This window comes from Nocardioides pelophilus (assembly GCF_014180685.1).
GTDB lineage: Bacteria > Actinomycetota > Actinomycetes > Propionibacteriales > Nocardioidaceae > Nocardioides > Nocardioides pelophilus.
In genome coordinates, this window is sequence record NZ_JACEHF010000105.1 from 1 (window position 1) to 14,447 (window position 14,447).

Here is a 14,447-nt window from a genome sequence, read left to right on the forward strand (position 1 = left end):
GGCCCGGCCGTCCGTGCCGCCGCCCCCGCCCCCGCCGCCGGCGATGCCCACCATGCCGGCAGGAGGTCCGCCCCAGGGCCCGCCGCAGGGCCCGCCGCAAGGTCCGCCCCAGGGCCCGCCGCCGGCGTACCAGCCCGGCCCTCCGGTCCCACCCCAGCCGCCGTCGCGGAAGAAGCGGGGCATGCTCCTCGCGCTGCTGCTGCTCCTGGTGGCCGCGATGCTCGGTGCCGCCGGGGCGCTGGTGATCGTGCTCAACAACAACGACGACGACAAGGACGAGGACTCCGGCGCGCCGGTGACCCTCGAGCCCGTCGAGTCGCCCGGCGCGTCGCCGTTCGTCACCGGCAGCGCCGTGACGACGATCCCGCTGTCGTCAGCCGCCGTCGACGCGGCCGATGCGATCACCGCCGACCTCGAGGTCGACGACGAGACCGGCGGCCGGGTCGCGGCCGGCACCGAGCCCGGCCTCTACGGCGGCACCATGGACGAGCAGTCGTGCGACCCGTTCGACCTCGCCGACTTCCTGGAGACCGAGCCGGAGAAGGCGGCCGCCTGGGCGGGCGTGCTCGGGGTCGACGTCGCCGGCATCCGCGCCTACATCGAGAACCTCACCCCGGTCCTGCTGACGGCCGACACCTGGGTCACCAACCACGGGTTCGAGGAGGGCCAGGCGGCGCCGTTCCAGTCCGTCCTGCAGGCCGGTACGGCGGTGCTGATCGACGAGCACGGCGTCCCGCGGGTCCGCTGCTTCTGCGGCAACCCGCTCACCGAGCCCGAGACCGACGACTACACCCTGGAGTCGACCGAGGGCGAGGCCTGGGACGACTACGAGCCCGACGGCGTCCGGCTGGTCGAGGGCAGCGACGAGACCCTCGAGACCCTGACCCTGCTCGACGCCGAGACCGGCGACCAGTTCGACCGGGGGCTCGGCCCCGGCCAGACCGGCGCCGTCCAGGCGACGCTGCGCTGGACCGGCTCGGCCGACATGGACCTGCACGTGATCGACGCCAACGGCGACGAGATCTACTTCGCGGCGTCGACCAGCGAGTCCGGTGGCGAGCTCGACCTCGACAAGATCCCGGGCTGCGGGGGCACCGACCTGGGTCCGCACACCGAGAACATCTTCTGGGAGGACGAGGCGCCGCCCGGTGAGTACACGGTCTGGGTGCTCGACTACTCCTCCTGCGGGGAGTCGACCGAGTTCAGCCTCCAGGTCGTCGTCGGCGGCACCACCGTCGTCTCGGAGACGGAGACCTTGTCGACCGACTACACCGAGGGGACGCGCTACACGTTCGACGTGTACTAGACGGCACCAGTCGGTGTCTCGTCGGACCGGAAGGCGACGACGTCGCCGACCACGGCGACCAGGACCCGGTCACCCGGCGCCGGCACCGAGGTGGCCGGGGTGCGGGCTGAAAGCTCCTCGCCGGAGTCGAGGCGCACCCGGACGGTGGCGTCGTGGCCGTAGAAGCTGATGTCGATGACGTCGGCCGGGGCGCCGCCCCCCACCTCGTCGGCACCGGCCGGCCGGATCTGGATCTGCTCGGCGCGGACGGCGAGCCGCACCCGGCCCGGACCGGTCGGTGCCCGGAGCGGGAGGACGCCCAGCGCGCACTCCGCCCGGGCGCCGTCCTCGACGTTGCCGTCGAGCAGCGAGGCGTGGCCGAGGAAGGCAGCGACCCGCGGGTCTGCCGGCGTGAGGTAGACGGTGGTGGGGGAGCCGACCTGGAGGAACGCGCCGTCCATCATCACGGCCACCTGGTCGGCGAGCGAGAGCGCCTCGCCCTGGTCGTGGGTCACCAGCACGGCAGCGGCCTCGGCGGCCCGCAGGGCGCGGGCGACGGCCCGTCCGGTGTCCTCGCGCAGCGACGCGTCGAGCGAGGAGAACGGCTCGTCGAGGAGTACGACGCGCGGGCGCGGGGCCAGCGCCCGTGCCAGCGCGACGCGTTGCTGCTGCCCGCCCGAGAGCTCGTGGGGATAGCGGGTGGCCATCGACGCCGGCAGCTCGACAAGCTCCAGCATCTCCGCGACCACGGCGGCGCTGGAGCGCTCCGAGCGGGACAGGCCGAACGCGACGTTGCCGGCGACGCTGAGGTGGGGGAACAGCGCGCCGTCCTGAGGGACGTAGCCGAGGCCGCGGAGCCGGGCGGGGACCGCGCGCCGGCCCCCGACGACAGGAGTGCCCGCGACCGTGACGGAGCCGCCGGACGGCGTGACGAACCCGGCGATCGCCCGCAGCAGCGTGGTCTTGCCGCAGCCCGACGGGCCGAGGATCGCGGTGATGCCCTCGGCCACGACGAGGTCGAGCCCACGCAGGACCGGGGTCCGGCCGTAGCCGGCGACGAGTCCCTGGACCTCGAGCGCGGCGGTCACTTGCCGTCCCCCAGGCTCAGCCGGCCCAGCAGCCAGGTGGACGGGATCGACAGCACGACCAGGGCCAGCCCGTAGGGGGCCGCGGAGCCGTAGGCGATCGACGAGGCGTCGGACCAGAAGCGGGTCGCGAGGGTGTCGGTGCCGAGCGGCGCCAGCAGCAGGGTCGCCGTCAGCTCGGTCGCGACCGCGAGCGCGACCAGGGCGGTCGCCGCGGTCAGCCCGGGAAGCACGAGGGGCAGGGTCACCCGCCGGGCGACGGCGGGGCCGGTGCACCCGAGGTTGCGGGCGACCTCCTCGAGACCCGGCGGGACCAGCTCGAACGTCGAGCGCACGCTCACCACCGCGCGAGGCAGGTAGAGGATCGTGTAGCCGAGCAGGAGCACAGCCACAGTCTGGTACAGCGACGGCACGACCCGGATGGAGACCGTCACCAGTGCGAGCGCGATCACAATGCCGGGCATCGCGCTCGCGGTGTAGACGCTGCGCTCGATCGCGGTCGTCAGCAGCCCGCGGTGCCGGACCGCGAGCCACACGACGGGTACGGCGACCGCCGTCGCTGCCACTCCGCCGGCGAACGCCAGACCGAGGGTCGTCCAGATCGCGCTGGTCAGCTCGCCGACGTCGACCGACGTGGACGTGCCGCGCACCAGCCAGCGCAGCAGCGCCCCGATCGGCACGGCGAGAGCCCACAGCGCGAGCGCGGTCAGCGCGGCGATGACCGGGATCCGGAACCGGCCGAGCCGGATCCGGTGCGGGCGACCGCTGACGCCCGAGCCGACCCGGGCGCGGCGACGGTGCCCGCGCAGCAGCAGCTCCAGTCCCAGCAGGAGCAGGCAGAAGGTGACCAGCACGAGCGCGAGGAGGGTGGCTTCGGGGCCGTTGAAGACCGTGGCGTACTGCTGCAGGATCGCCGTCGTCAGGGTCGGGTAGTTGAGCAGCTGGAGGGCGCCGTACTCCGCCAGCAGGTGCAGGCCCACCAGCAGCGCGCCGCCGAGCACCGCCGGACTGATCGCCGGCAGCGTCACCCGCGTGAAGACGCTCCACCCGCTGCGGCCGAGCGAGGTCGCCACCTCCTCCACCGCCGGGTCGAGCCGGCGGAGGGCCGCGACGGTCGGCAGGTAGACCAGCGGGTAGTAGGACAGCGTCACCACCATCACCGCACCCGGGAACGACTGCACGGCGTGCGTCGTCGACACCCAGCCGTAGCCGTTCACGAACGCCGGCACGGCGAGCGGCGCGCACAGCAGTCCGTGCCACCAGCCGCGGCCAGCCAGGTCGGTGCGCTCGACGACCCAGGCGCCGGCCACCCCGAGGACGGTGCTGGCCGCGACGCCCGCGACCAGCAGCCGCACGGTGTTCCAGAGGAGCTCGCCGATCCGCGGCCGCCACAGGAAGTCGCGGGCCTCGCTGGGGCCCAGCTCGGCGGTGGTCCACAGGACGTAGCCGAGCGGCACCAGGGTCAGCCCCGCGATCGCCAGCCCGGCGAGGAGCAGCACGGGTGAGGCGCCCCCGGCCAGCTGCCGGGGGCGGGTCGCGGCGCTCGGGGGCGCGGTGAGCGTGGAGCTCAGAGGAAGCCGACCTCCGTCATCAGGTCGACGACCGCCTCCGAGTCGAGGTCCGACACGTTGACCACGGGGGGCTCGAGCTCGCTGAACGGCTTGACGCCCTGCTCCAGCTCGATGTCCGGGTTGAGCGGGTACTCCAGCGCGTAGCTGTCGGCCAGGATCTGCTGACCCTCCTCACCGACGAGGAACTCCAGGAACTCGCGGGCCTCGTCCTTCATGTCGCTCGACTCGAGGATGCCGGCGCCGGACACGCTCAGGAAGGCGCCCGGGTCCTGGTCGGTGAAGTAGTACTGGGCGCTGTCGTCGCTGAGGTCGCCGCCCTCGGCCCGGTCGCGCTCCCAGTAGTAGTGGTAGACGATGCCGACCTCGGACTCGCCGGAGTCGACGGACTCGAGGACCACGTTGTTGCCGTCGTAGACGGTGCCGTTCTCCTTGATGCCCTCGAGCCAGGCGCGGGTGGCCTCCTCGCCCTCGAGCTCGAGGATCCCGGCCACGATCGCCTGGAAGTCGGCGCCGGCGGGCGAGAAGGAGATCCGGCCGGCCCACTCCGGGTCGGCGAGGTCCAGGATCGACGCGGGCAGCTCGGAGGCGTCGACCTGGTCGGTGTTGTAGACGAGCACCGTCGAGCGGGCCACGAAACCGGTCCACAGCCCGCTGCGGGGACGGTACTGCTCCGGGATCACCTCGAGCACCGACGCCGGGAGCTCCTCGAACAGGCCGGCCTTCTCGACCTGCGACATCGCGGGCGAGTTCTCGGTCAGGAACACGTCGGCGTCCGACGCGTCACCCTCCTGGACGAGCTGGTTGGACAGCTCGAGGTCCTTGCCGTTGCGCAGCTCAACCTCGATCCCGGTGGCGTCCTCGAACGCGGGCGCGATCTCCTCGAGCAACTGCTCGTGCTGGGCGTTGTAGATGACCAGCTTGGGCTCGTCCTCGCCGCACGCGGCGAGGAGGGGGAGGGTGAGTGCCAGCGCGGCGAGACCGAGCGCGGGACGGGTGAGGCTCATCTGATTCCTTGCTTGTGCTGTCGGGCGGAGGCTACTGGGGGGCGAGCCGCCACCGGTGACGGCGGCCCAGGTCCGAGATGCGGTCGACCAGTCGCCAGACGACGATGCCGACCACGAGCGAGGCGAGCAGGCCGCCGAGCGGCCAGTGGTGCTCGAGGTGGGGGTAGACCTGCCAGTGGGTCAGGTAGACGAAGAGCGAGGCGCCGGCGACCTGGCCGACGACGCCGACGAGGGCCCGGGGGAGCGGCACCGTCGGGACCCACACGAGCGCGAGCAGGCCGACGGCGATCGTCGCCTCGCGGACCGGGTCGTCGCAGAACCCGTGCACGCCGGCGAGGAGCAGTGCGGACAGGAGCAGTCGGTGACCGGCGTGGCGCGCCCGGGTGGCCGCCCAGCCGCCAGCGAACAGCCACGCCAGGAAGACGGAGGAGTGGATGAGGTCGCCGTCGTAGCCCGTCGCGGTCGCCCAGAACCGCGGGACCAGGCCGGCGGCGACGAGAGCCACGGCGAACCAGTACGGCGAGCGCCGCTCCCACGCCGCGACCCGGGCGAAGGCCGTGAGCGCCCCGGCGCCGACCAGGAGGTAGACCAGCACCTCGATGAACCAGAAGTGCCACTGCGGTTCCTGCCAGGTGCGCGAGCCGAGGGCGTCGTTGAGCAGCAGGACGTTGCGCCAGCCGTACTGGTCGCTGACCAGGCAGACCGCCAGCACCCACAGCGAGGTCGGGACGGCGATCCGGCCGATGGAGCGGGCGAGGTTGCGCCGGCGCTCCGACCGGTCGGTGCCGGCCAGGTGGAACCGAGCGAAGCTCGCGCCGGCGACGGCCAGCAGGACGTGGGCGCCCCCGAGCAGCACGAACAGGTTGGTGTGGCTGCCGACGATCATCACGATCGCCGCGGCCCGCAGCACGATGCCGGTGTCGAGCCGGACCCACCGTGGACGCCGGCTCCCGGTGGCGCGGGGGGCGCCGGCCGCGAGGTCGGCGATCGTGCGGTCCGGCCAGTCGGACGGCAGTGGCCCGAGGCGGCGCTCGAGGCGCAGCGAGAGCTCGACGTACGACAAGGAGTCGCCGCCGAGCCCGGTGAACGTGTCGGCCGGGCTCACCGGGTGCCGACCGAGGACGGCGCCGTACAACGCCGTCAGCGACGCCGTGGTCGACACCTCGGGAGCGTCGGCGCGGGAGCCCTCGAGGCGGGCGACCGCGACCTGGTCGACCTTGCCGTTGGCCAGGCGCGGCACCTCCGGCACGGGCACGACCGCGATCGCGTGGTCGGGCAGGCCGGTCGCCGCCGCGGCGGTCCGGGCGACCTCGGCGACGGCCTGCGGGTCGGGTTCGCCGGCGAGCGCCACGACCAACCGGGTGGCGTCGGGGGACTCCGCGCAGGCGACCTCGTGGTCGTCGAGGGCCAGCAGGTTCTCGACGCGGTCGAGGTCGAGCCGCTGGCCGAACAGCTTGGCGAAGCGGGCGCGGCGGCCGACGACCTCGAACAGCCCCGCGTCGTTCTGGCGGGCGAGGTCGCCCGTGCGCAGTTCCGTGAGCTCGGGCCCGCGGGCCAGGTCGGAGGCGGCGTGGGCGTAGCCCATCATCACGTTCGGGCCGGTGTAGACGAGCTCGCCGACACCCGGGTGCCCGACCACACCGTCGACCGGCTCGATGCTCAGCGCGCCGCCGGGGATCGCGACGCCGATCGCAGCCGGGTGGCGCTCGGCCAGTGCAGGCGGCAGGTAGGCCATTCGGGCGGTCGCCTCGGTCTGCCCGTACATCACGAACAGCTCCCAGCCCTCGCGACGACCGCGCTCCGCGACCGCGCGGACCCGCTCGGGCGCGAGCCGGCCGCCGGCCTGGGTGGCCCGGCGCAGGGTGGGCAGGTCCGGCCACCCGGCGGCGTCGAGGAGGTCGAAGGTGTAGGGCACTCCGGCGAACGACGTCGCGCCGGTGGCGCGGGCCAGGTCCCACAGCACGGGCTCGGCGACGGACCGGTCGGTCAGCACGACGGCGGCGCCGACGCTGAGGTGGCTGTGCAGGACGGAGAGGCCGTAGCAGTAGTCGAGCGGGAGCGTCGTGATCGCGCGGTCGTCCGGCGTGAGACCGAGGTACGACGCGATCGCGCTCGCGTTGCTGTCGAGGTTGGAGCGTGAGAGCCGGACCAGCTTGGGCGACCCGGTGGACCCCGACGTGCTGAGCAGCAGCCGCAGGTCGGGGTGCAGCTCCGGCTCGGGCCGCCCGGTGGGGGCGAACCGGCCGTCGTCCCAGGCCCAGGTGGCGCCGTAGGCGCGCGGCAGGACCTGGTCTCGCGACGCCAGCACGGCGTGCCCCCAGCTGAGCGCGGCCAGGTAGGCGACGACGAACTCGACCGTCGGTGCCGGCGTGAGGCCGACCAGCTGCTGGGTGGCCGGGAGCCCGGCCTCGGCCTGCGCCACGAGCGCGGCCAGGTCGTCGTACGTCAGCGTCCCGGTGGCCGCGATCAGTGCCGGCCGCCCGCCGTGCCGCGCCAGGTCGGCTGCGAACCCGACGCCTGCACGTCGGGTCGCGCGCTCGCGCACAGGCGCGGGAAGCGGGGGTGTCACCCGCTCAATATAAGGCTAGCCATACCAATGTTAGGCATCGCTCACCAAACTGCCCCGGTGATCCCCGACACGTTGCCCCCGAGCGGGAGCCGCCCGGCGGCGAGGGGCTACACGGCGGTCAGGCGGAAGACCGGGATCACCCGGTCGGTGCGCTCGGCGTACTTGTCGAAGTTGGGCCACAGCGCCCGCATCGTCTCCCAGGCGCGGTCGCGCTCCTCGCCGAGCATCTCGCGCCAGCTGACCGTGATGTCCCGGCGCTGGTAGCGGATGGTCACCGTGTCGGCCGCACGGAGGTTGGCGACCCAGATCGGCGGCTTGGGTGCGCCGAAGTACGACCCGGCGATGAGCCACTCGTCGCCGTCCGGGACGGTGAGCAGGTTCGTCGACCGCGGGATGCCGCTCTTGCGGCCCGGGACGGTGAGCACCAGGTTCGGCAGGCCGGCGACGTCGAGGATGCCGTAGCGGTTGCGGGTGACCTTGTGGACCAGGTTGTCGGTCCAGACGATCTGGGGGAGCAGCTTCGGCATCCAGGAGATGGAGCCGATCTTGATCGCGACCGGTGTGAGCAGACCCATGCCCGAAAGGTACTGAACCGCGGGCGACTCCGGCAGCCGAGGAGTCACATGAGCGGCACATGAGAGTCTCATCGACGTCTCATCCGGCGTTCCTAGCGTCGTCGACGTGACCGAACTCCGCCGCTCCCTCCTGCTCGCCGCGTCCGTCTCCATGAGCCTGTTCCTGCTGCTCGGCGTCGCCGCCAACCAGGGCGCGCTCGGGACCGCCCAGCTGGACAGCCCCAGCGCCGGGATCCGGGCGTGGTCCGCCCAGCGTCCGTGGCTGGAGGACTCGCTCTTCCTCGTCGAGCGGCTGTTCGCGACCCAGGGCCTGACCGTCCTGACGCTGGTCCTGGTCGGCTTCCTGTTGCTCCGTCGGCAGTTCCGGGCCGGTCTGCTCGTCCTGGTCGTGATGCTGGCGGCCCGGGAGCTCAGCCAGTACACCAAGGAGCTGTTCGGCCGCGACCGGCCGGTCTGGCAGGACACGGACTTCCTGCACCACGCCAGCTCCTACCCCTCGGGCCACGCCACCGGCGTCGCTGCGTTCGGCGGGCTCGTGATCGTGCTGGCCGTCCTGGGGGCCCGCAGCCGGGCCAACCTCCGGCCCGTCGCCGCGGTGGTCACCGTGGTCGTGCTGATCGTGTGCGCCGACCGACTGCTGCTCGGCCGGCACTACCCCACCGACCTCGTCGGCGGTGTCCTGCTCGCCACCTCGCTCGTCCTGGTCGGTACGGCGCTCGTCGCCCCGCTGCTGCCCGCGCGGGAAAACAGCGAAGGGACGTCACCCGTCGAGGTGACGCCCCTTGCCGAGGACGAGCGGGTGCTCAGCCGATCTGCATGACCTGCGTGCCGCCGGCGAACTTGTCGTGCCAGCCCTGGTGCCGCGGCTGGTCGCTGTTGAGGGTGATGGCGATGTAGACCATCGCCGCGAGCGGAGCCGCCCAGCCCAGGAAGAACCACCCGATGAACGGGATGATGCTGAGGACGCCGAGCGCGGAGTAGACGTTGCGCTTCACGGCCTGCTGCATCGTCGGGTTGCTCGCACCGTCGGGACCGAACGTGCGCAGCTTCATGATCATCTTGCCCACCGTCTGACCGCGGCTGGACTCCAGGAAGGCGAAGTAGCCGAGGTAGAGCGCGGCCTGCAGGATGGCCGTGAGCGTGTAGAAGATGAAGTACTCGCCGAACGAGTTGCTGAAGCCCGTGTAGATGATCGCGCTCAGGACGATGTAGATCGGCACGTAGACGACACCGAGGAGCACGTGGTCGATCAGGCGGGCGAGGAACCGGTTGAGGAGCTCACCGGGGCGCGGGACGCCCGCGGGCTGTCCACCCGGGAAGCCGCCACCGCCGGGGAAGCCGCCACCACCCGGCGGAGGGGTCGGCGGGCCCGGAGGTCCGGGAGGCGGGGTCGGAGGGCCGGGAGGTTGCGGTGGCATCGACATGCTGTGTGCTCCTTCGAGAGGGCGGGGGGACGTCGGTGGGTCAGGGACGCACCGAGGAATTGCGCCAAGCCTAAGGATGACTGACAGCGGGGCGAATAGGGGCCATCCGCCGGTTTTGGGTTTCGGCGCGTTTCTCCCGCTCGGCGCGCAGTTCCCCGGCGCCGCCGGCGGTTGCTAGCGTGGCCGGACCGTGACCCACCTTCGCCGTGCGCTCGCCGTCCTCGCGGTCCCGCTGCTCCTGGTCGCCGCCTGCGCGGAGGGCGACCGTCCTGCCGACGAGCCCGACGCGTCCGACGAGTCCTCCGGCTCGGCTCCCGCCGGTGAGGTGGACTACCCGGACGATGGCCTCGACCTCGTCGGTCTCCCCGAGCTTCCGGGGGTCTACGAGCGCGCGCTGCAGACCTACATCGACTTCGAGCGCGGCCGGCGCCTGGCGGCCCGGACGGGCGAGGTCGGCAGGCTGCTGTCGTTCAACGCCACCGCCTCGGTGGTGGATCCCTACCGGGAGGCGCTCGCGGCGTACGCCGACCGCGGCACGTACGGCGGCGACGTCGTGATCGAGTTCCTCGACGTCCGGCCCCGCGACAGCGTCCTCCGGCTCGACCTCTGCGTCGACGCGACCGCGCTCGTCGTCCCCGACGGTGCGCCGACCCAGCTGGGCGAGGCGACCCGCGGGCCCCAGCGGATCGAGGTCACCAACCTCGTCGGACCGTGGCGGGTCACCCGGGCCGAGCCCGTCGACGGGTCCTGCTGAGCGCTGGCCCGGGGCCCAGGGGGGTTTGGTCGCCGGGGCGTCGGGTAGCACAAGTGAGGGGAGCAAGCTCGGTATTTCTCATGGGGTGACGATGCTGATCACGACGAGTGACGAGGACCAGGGCCTCGACGTGTCCGAACGCGAGGTCATCGACGACCTGGTCACGCGGGCGCGGGCGTTGAGCCAGGACTCGGACCCGGAGTCGTTGATCGCGTGGGGAGCCGCGCTCGCCCGGTACCAGCACGACGACGCCCTCTCGGCGGCCGTCTTCGAGCAGCTCGGTGCGGAGGAGACCGCGCGGCTGCTGCGGCTGACCGGCTTCGCCGCGGACCGTTCCCAGACCTACCCCGAGGAGATGCGGGCGACGCTCGAGGCCTTCAAGACGGCGCTCGCGTCCGGGTCGGCCAAGATGGCCGATGCCGCCGACTTCGCCTCCGAGCTCGGGCGCTGGCTGCTTCCGACCGAGCTGACGGAGGAGGAGAACGCCGGCCTGGTCGCCAACGGCGGGCTGCCGCTCACCGGTCCTGCGGTCCTCGCGCAGATCCTGCGCGGCACCACGCTCGCGCCCGGGTTCGTGGCCGGCCTCGCCGACCGGATCGCCCACTTCGAGCGGTCCGGCGCGGCCGACCCGGTCGAGTACTACCGACTCATGACGCCCACCCGCGTCGACGACTACCGACCGTGGAACATCGCGGCGCTGGTCTCCCAGCAGCTCCGCCGTCGCTAGCCCAGCTCCCCACCCGGGTCGAGTCGCGGACCGGGTCTATCACGTTCGGCCCGGCAGGGGTTGGATGGTCGGGTGAGCAACGAGGAGGCGCGGCCGGACGAGCTGGTGTGCACGGGGGCCGAGGCGCAGGGCGTGGAGATCATGACGCCGCGGGAGGTCCCGCTCGGCGGACAGCGGGCGATGACCGTACGACGGACCCTGCCCCAGCGGCACCGGAGCCTGGTCGGGGCGTGGTGCTTCCTCGACCACTACGGGCCGGACCTGGTCGCGGAGTCGGGTGGCATGAGCGTGGCACCCCACCCGCACACCGGGCTGCAGACCGTGAGCTGGCTCTTCGAGGGCGAGATCGAGCACCGCGACAGCGCCGGCAACCACGCGCAGGTGCGGCCGGGCGAGGTGAACCTGATGACCGCCGGCCGGGGGCTCAGCCACTCGGAGGTCTCGACCGCGACGACGACCACGCTGCACGGCGCCCAGCTGTGGGTCGCGCTCCCCGAGGCGAGCCGCCACACCGACCCGGGGTTCGAGCACTACGCGCCACCGGAGGTGGCGGGCGACGGCTGGCGCGGCCGGGTGTTCCTCGGCTCGCTGCTGGGCGAGACCTCCCCGGTGGCGACGTACTCGCCGCTGGTCGGGGCGGAGCTGGTGCTCGACCCCGACGTGATCGTGCCGCTCGAGGTCGACCCCTCCTTCGAGCACGGCGTGCTGGTCGACCTGGGCTCGGTGACGGTCGACGGGGCCACCGCCAAGGCGTCCGACCTCGCCTACCTCCCTCCCGGTGACGGGACGATCGCCCTGGTCGCCGGCGACGAGGGCGCGCGGGTCCTGGTCCTCGGCGGCACGCCGTTCGACGAGTCGATCGTGATGTGGTGGAACTTCGTCGGCCGCACCCACGAGGAGGTCGTGGCGTTCCGCGCCGAGTGGCAGGAGCAGATCACGCGCGACGGTGCGGTCATCGCCGACTCGTCCGACGTCGCCGACGGACGGTTCGGCGTCGTCGCCGGCGACCACCTCCGCCCGATCCCCGCCCCGGAGCTGCCCAAGGCCCGCCTGAAGGAGCGCCGCTGAGCCCGTCGGTGCCAGCAGGCATGATGATCGCCCATGGGAGCGGTCATCGGTGAGGACGGCGTCGCCCGCTGCGTGTGGGCCGGCGGTCCCGGACCCATGCGCGACTACCACGACGTCGAGTGGGGACGGCCGGTCGCGGGGGAGTCGGCGTACTTCGAGCGGATGACCCTCGAGGCGTTCCAGTCCGGGCTCTCGTGGGCGACCATCCTGGCCAAGCGTCCGGCGTTCCGCGAGGTCTTCGCGGGCTTCGACGCCGCGGCGGTGGCCGGCTTCGACGACACCGACGTCGAGCGGCTGATGGCCGACGCCCGCATCGTCCGCAACCGCAGCAAGATCCTGGCCACCCTCCAGAACGCCCGGGCCACCCTCGCCCTCCGGGAGCACGACGGGCTCGAGCAGCTGATCCTCGGCTTCGCTCCCGCTGCGCCGCCCGCTGTCGACGCCACCACGTCGGCCGAGTCGGTGGCCCTGGCGAAGGAGCTCAAGCGACGGGGGTTCGCCTTCGTCGGCCCGACCACCGCGTTCGCGCTGATGCAGGCGGTCGGGCTGTTCGACCCGCACGTCCCGGGCTGCCACCGGCGGGCGACCGCGTGATCCTCGGCCTGACCTGGCTGATCGCCTTCCAGCTCCTCGGGGAGGTCACGGTCCGCCTGCTCGACGTCGCGGTGCCGGGGCCGGTCGTCGGGATGCTCTACCTGTTCGTCTTCCTGCGCCTCCGGCGGCCGGCGGCGGACGCGCCGGTGGTGCGCGCCGGCTCGGGGCTGCTGCGCCACCTCCAGCTGTTCTTCGTCCCCGCCGGAGTCGGGATGGTCGCCTACCTCGGCGTGCTGGGCGACGACTGGCTCCCGATCGCCGGCGCGATGGTGGGCTCGTGGTTCCTCGGCCTCGTCGTCGTCGGCTGGACGGCCGTCGGCCTCGAGCGGTTGCTGGGCCAGCCCCGCGACGACCAGCCGCTGGAGGCCCGATGACCGGGCCGCTGCTCGTCCCGCTGGTGGGGGCCGCCGACACCCTGCTCGAGGTCGCCCGGTCCCCGTTGGGGCTGCTCGGCGTGACCCTGGGCGGCTACCAGGCGGGCCGGTGGCTGCAGCGCCGCGCCCGCGACCATGCGGCCGTCCAGCCGGTGCTGGTCGCCATCGTCGTGGCGGGTCTCGCGATCACCCTGCTCGACGTCGACTACGCGGACTACCGCTCGGCGACGGAGCTGATCGCCTTCTGGCTCGGCCCGGCGACGGTGGCGCTCGCGATCCCGCTGCACAGCCAGGCCGACCGGCTGCGCGGCTTCGTCGTACCTCTGCTCGTCGCGGTCGCCCTCGGCGCCGCGGTCTCGATCACCAGCGCGGTGTTCCTCGCCCGCTGGCTGGGTGCGGGCGAGACGCTCGAGAAGACGCTGTCGACCAAGGCGGCGACGACCCCGGTCGCGATCGGCCTGACCGAGTCGCTCGGCGGGATCCCGTCGCTGGCCGCGGTCTTCGCGATCTCGATCGGCATCTTCAGCGCGATCGTCGGCCCGGCCACCCTGAACCTGCTCCGCATCCGCGACCGACGCGCCCGCGGCCTGGCCATGGGAGCCGTGTCCCACGGCGTGGGCGCCTCCCGGATGCTGCGCGAGCACGAGACCGAGGGCGCGTTCGCCGGACTCGCGATGGGGCTCTCGGCGCTGGCGATCAGCCTGCTGCTGCCGCTGCTCGCCCTCTGGTTGTTCTGACGCGACCGCTGGTCGGGAAGGCGCTACGGTGCCTTCCATGAGTCGCGTGCACGCCTTCTCCGACGACGCTCTCGGCGACCTCGACGCGGTCGGGATCGTCGAGCACCTCCAGGCCGGCAAGGTCTCCGTGCAGGAGGTCGTGGAGGCGGCCATCACCCGCACCGAGCAGGTCGCCGACGATCTCGGTGCGGTCGCCTACGCGGACTACCAGCGGGCGCGGCGGGAGGCGCGCAATCCGCGCGGAGGCTACTTCGCGGGCGTGCCGACGTTCGTCAAGGACAACGTCGACGTCGCCGGCATGCCGACGATGGAGGGCACCGACGCGTGGACGCCGTACATCGCGAAGAAGGACGGCGACTTCGCGCGCATGTACCTCGCGACCGGCCTGATCCCGCTCGGCAAGACCCGGCTGTCGGAGTACGGCTTCAGCGCCAGCTGCGAGCACCCGCGGCTCGGGCCGGTCCGCACGCCCTGGCACGTCGACCACACCGCGGGCGCCTCGAGCGCCGGCTCGGCGGCGCTGGTCGCTGCGGGCGCGGTGCCGCTGGCCCACGCCAACGACGGCGGCGGCTCGATCCGGATCCCGGCGGCGGTCAACGGCCTGGTCGGGCTCAAGCCGAGCCGGGGCCGGCTCGCGCAGGACGCCGCGATGCGGCAGATGCCGGTCCGGATCGTCTCCG

16 protein-coding genes are annotated in these 14,447 nt (G+C 73.0%); 9 read left to right on the forward strand and 7 right to left on the reverse strand.

Translation table 11 applies throughout. The features are described 5' to 3' along the window. The coding region (locus H0488_RS23695; RefSeq protein WP_220794656.1) for a hypothetical protein at positions 1–183 on the reverse strand (183 nt) is incomplete at its 3' end. Here H0488_RS23695 and H0488_RS15735 point away from each other — a divergent pair. Continuing rightward, positions 182–1,306 carry a DUF6777 domain-containing protein gene (locus H0488_RS15735; protein WP_183100213.1) on the forward strand — a complete coding sequence of 375 codons (1,125 nt, stop codon included), beginning with the start codon at positions 182–184 and terminating at the stop codon, positions 1,304–1,306. The genes H0488_RS23695 and H0488_RS15735 overlap by 2 nt on opposite strands. Here the strand turns inward: H0488_RS15735 and H0488_RS15740 are convergent. From H0488_RS15740 to H0488_RS15760, 5 genes are all read right to left on the reverse strand, one after another. After that, a complete protein-coding gene (locus tag H0488_RS15740) occupies positions 1,303–2,373 on the reverse strand; it encodes an ABC transporter ATP-binding protein (protein WP_183100214.1) in 1,071 nt (356 codons plus the stop codon). The genes H0488_RS15735 and H0488_RS15740 overlap by 4 nt on opposite strands. Then, on the reverse strand, positions 2,370–3,869 hold the full coding sequence (locus H0488_RS15745) for an ABC transporter permease (RefSeq protein ID WP_312856374.1): 1,500 nt from the start codon (positions 3,867–3,869) through the stop codon (positions 2,370–2,372). The genes H0488_RS15740 and H0488_RS15745 overlap by 4 nt, the downstream gene beginning before the upstream one ends. 68 nt (positions 3,870–3,937) lie before the next feature. Then, a complete protein-coding gene (locus H0488_RS15750) occupies positions 3,938–4,945 on the reverse strand; it encodes an iron ABC transporter substrate-binding protein (protein WP_183100215.1) in 1,008 nt (335 codons plus the stop codon). A 31-nt stretch (positions 4,946–4,976) separates the two neighbouring features. Continuing rightward, entirely contained in the window at positions 4,977–7,514 is a 2,538-nt protein-coding gene (locus tag H0488_RS15755) for an AMP-binding protein (protein WP_312856375.1), read from the reverse strand. A gap of 107 nt (positions 7,515–7,621) precedes the next feature. After that, positions 7,622–8,089, reverse strand: a complete 468-nt coding sequence (locus H0488_RS15760) for a nitroreductase family deazaflavin-dependent oxidoreductase (RefSeq protein ID WP_183100216.1) — start codon at positions 8,087–8,089, stop codon at positions 7,622–7,624. Positions 8,090–8,195: 106 nt separating this feature from the next. Here H0488_RS15760 and H0488_RS24710 point away from each other — a divergent pair, with 106 nt between their 5' ends. After that, entirely contained in the window at positions 8,196–8,909 is a 714-nt protein-coding gene (locus H0488_RS24710) for a phosphatase PAP2 family protein (RefSeq protein ID WP_183100217.1), read from the forward strand. Here H0488_RS24710 and H0488_RS15770 read toward each other — a convergent pair. After that, on the reverse strand, positions 8,893–9,513 hold the full coding sequence (locus H0488_RS15770; protein ID WP_220794657.1) for an RDD family protein: 621 nt from the start codon (positions 9,511–9,513) through the stop codon (positions 8,893–8,895). The two genes, H0488_RS24710 and H0488_RS15770, sit on opposite strands and share 17 nt — an antisense overlap. 190 nt (positions 9,514–9,703) lie before the next feature. Between H0488_RS15770 and H0488_RS15775 the strand changes: the two genes are divergently transcribed. From H0488_RS15775 to H0488_RS15805, 7 genes are all read left to right on the forward strand, one after another. Beyond that, positions 9,704–10,267, forward strand: a complete 564-nt coding sequence (locus tag H0488_RS15775) for a hypothetical protein (protein ID WP_183100218.1) — start codon at positions 9,704–9,706, stop codon at positions 10,265–10,267. Positions 10,268–10,352: 85 nt separating this feature from the next. Continuing rightward, entirely contained in the window at positions 10,353–10,994 is a 642-nt protein-coding gene (locus H0488_RS15780) for a hypothetical protein (RefSeq protein WP_183100219.1), read from the forward strand. Between the two features lie 72 nt (positions 10,995–11,066). Continuing rightward, positions 11,067–12,062, forward strand: coding sequence for a pirin family protein (locus H0488_RS15785; RefSeq protein WP_312856376.1), 996 nt, complete (start codon positions 11,067–11,069; stop codon positions 12,060–12,062). Positions 12,063–12,095: 33 nt separating this feature from the next. Continuing rightward, on the forward strand, positions 12,096–12,656 hold the full coding sequence (locus H0488_RS15790) for a DNA-3-methyladenine glycosylase I (RefSeq protein WP_183100220.1): 561 nt from the start codon (positions 12,096–12,098) through the stop codon (positions 12,654–12,656). Further along, positions 12,653–13,030: a CidA/LrgA family protein gene (locus tag H0488_RS15795; RefSeq protein ID WP_183100221.1), complete on the forward strand. Its 378-nt coding sequence runs from the start codon at positions 12,653–12,655 to the stop codon at positions 13,028–13,030. The genes H0488_RS15790 and H0488_RS15795 overlap by 4 nt, the downstream gene beginning before the upstream one ends. Beyond that, positions 13,027–13,767, forward strand: a complete 741-nt coding sequence (locus H0488_RS15800) for an LrgB family protein (protein WP_183100222.1) — start codon at positions 13,027–13,029, stop codon at positions 13,765–13,767. The genes H0488_RS15795 and H0488_RS15800 overlap by 4 nt, the downstream gene beginning before the upstream one ends. Positions 13,768–13,804: 37 nt before the next feature. Next, positions 13,805–14,447, forward strand: a 643-nt coding sequence (locus H0488_RS15805; protein ID WP_246372271.1) for an amidase family protein, incomplete at its 3' end; no start/stop codon positions are given.

What these genes read in the sequence shown, in the direction of transcription:
- H0488_RS15735 (WP_183100213.1), top strand. Translation starts at nt 182, where the DNA reads ATGCTCCTCGCGCTGCTGCTGCTCCTGGTGGCCGCGATGCTCGGTGCC.
- H0488_RS15750 (WP_183100215.1), bottom strand. Translation starts at nt 4,945, where the DNA reads ATGAGCCTCACCCGTCCCGCGCTCGGTCTCGCCGCGCTGGCACTCACC.
- H0488_RS15760 (WP_183100216.1), bottom strand. Translation starts at nt 8,089, where the DNA reads ATGGGTCTGCTCACACCGGTCGCGATCAAGATCGGCTCCATCTCCTGG.
- H0488_RS15770 (WP_220794657.1), bottom strand. Translation starts at nt 9,513, where the DNA reads ATGTCGATGCCACCGCAACCTCCCGGCCCTCCGACCCCGCCTCCCGGA.
- H0488_RS15790 (WP_183100220.1), top strand. Translation starts at nt 12,096, where the DNA reads ATGGGAGCGGTCATCGGTGAGGACGGCGTCGCCCGCTGCGTGTGGGCC.
- H0488_RS15800 (WP_183100222.1), top strand. Translation starts at nt 13,027, where the DNA reads ATGACCGGGCCGCTGCTCGTCCCGCTGGTGGGGGCCGCCGACACCCTG.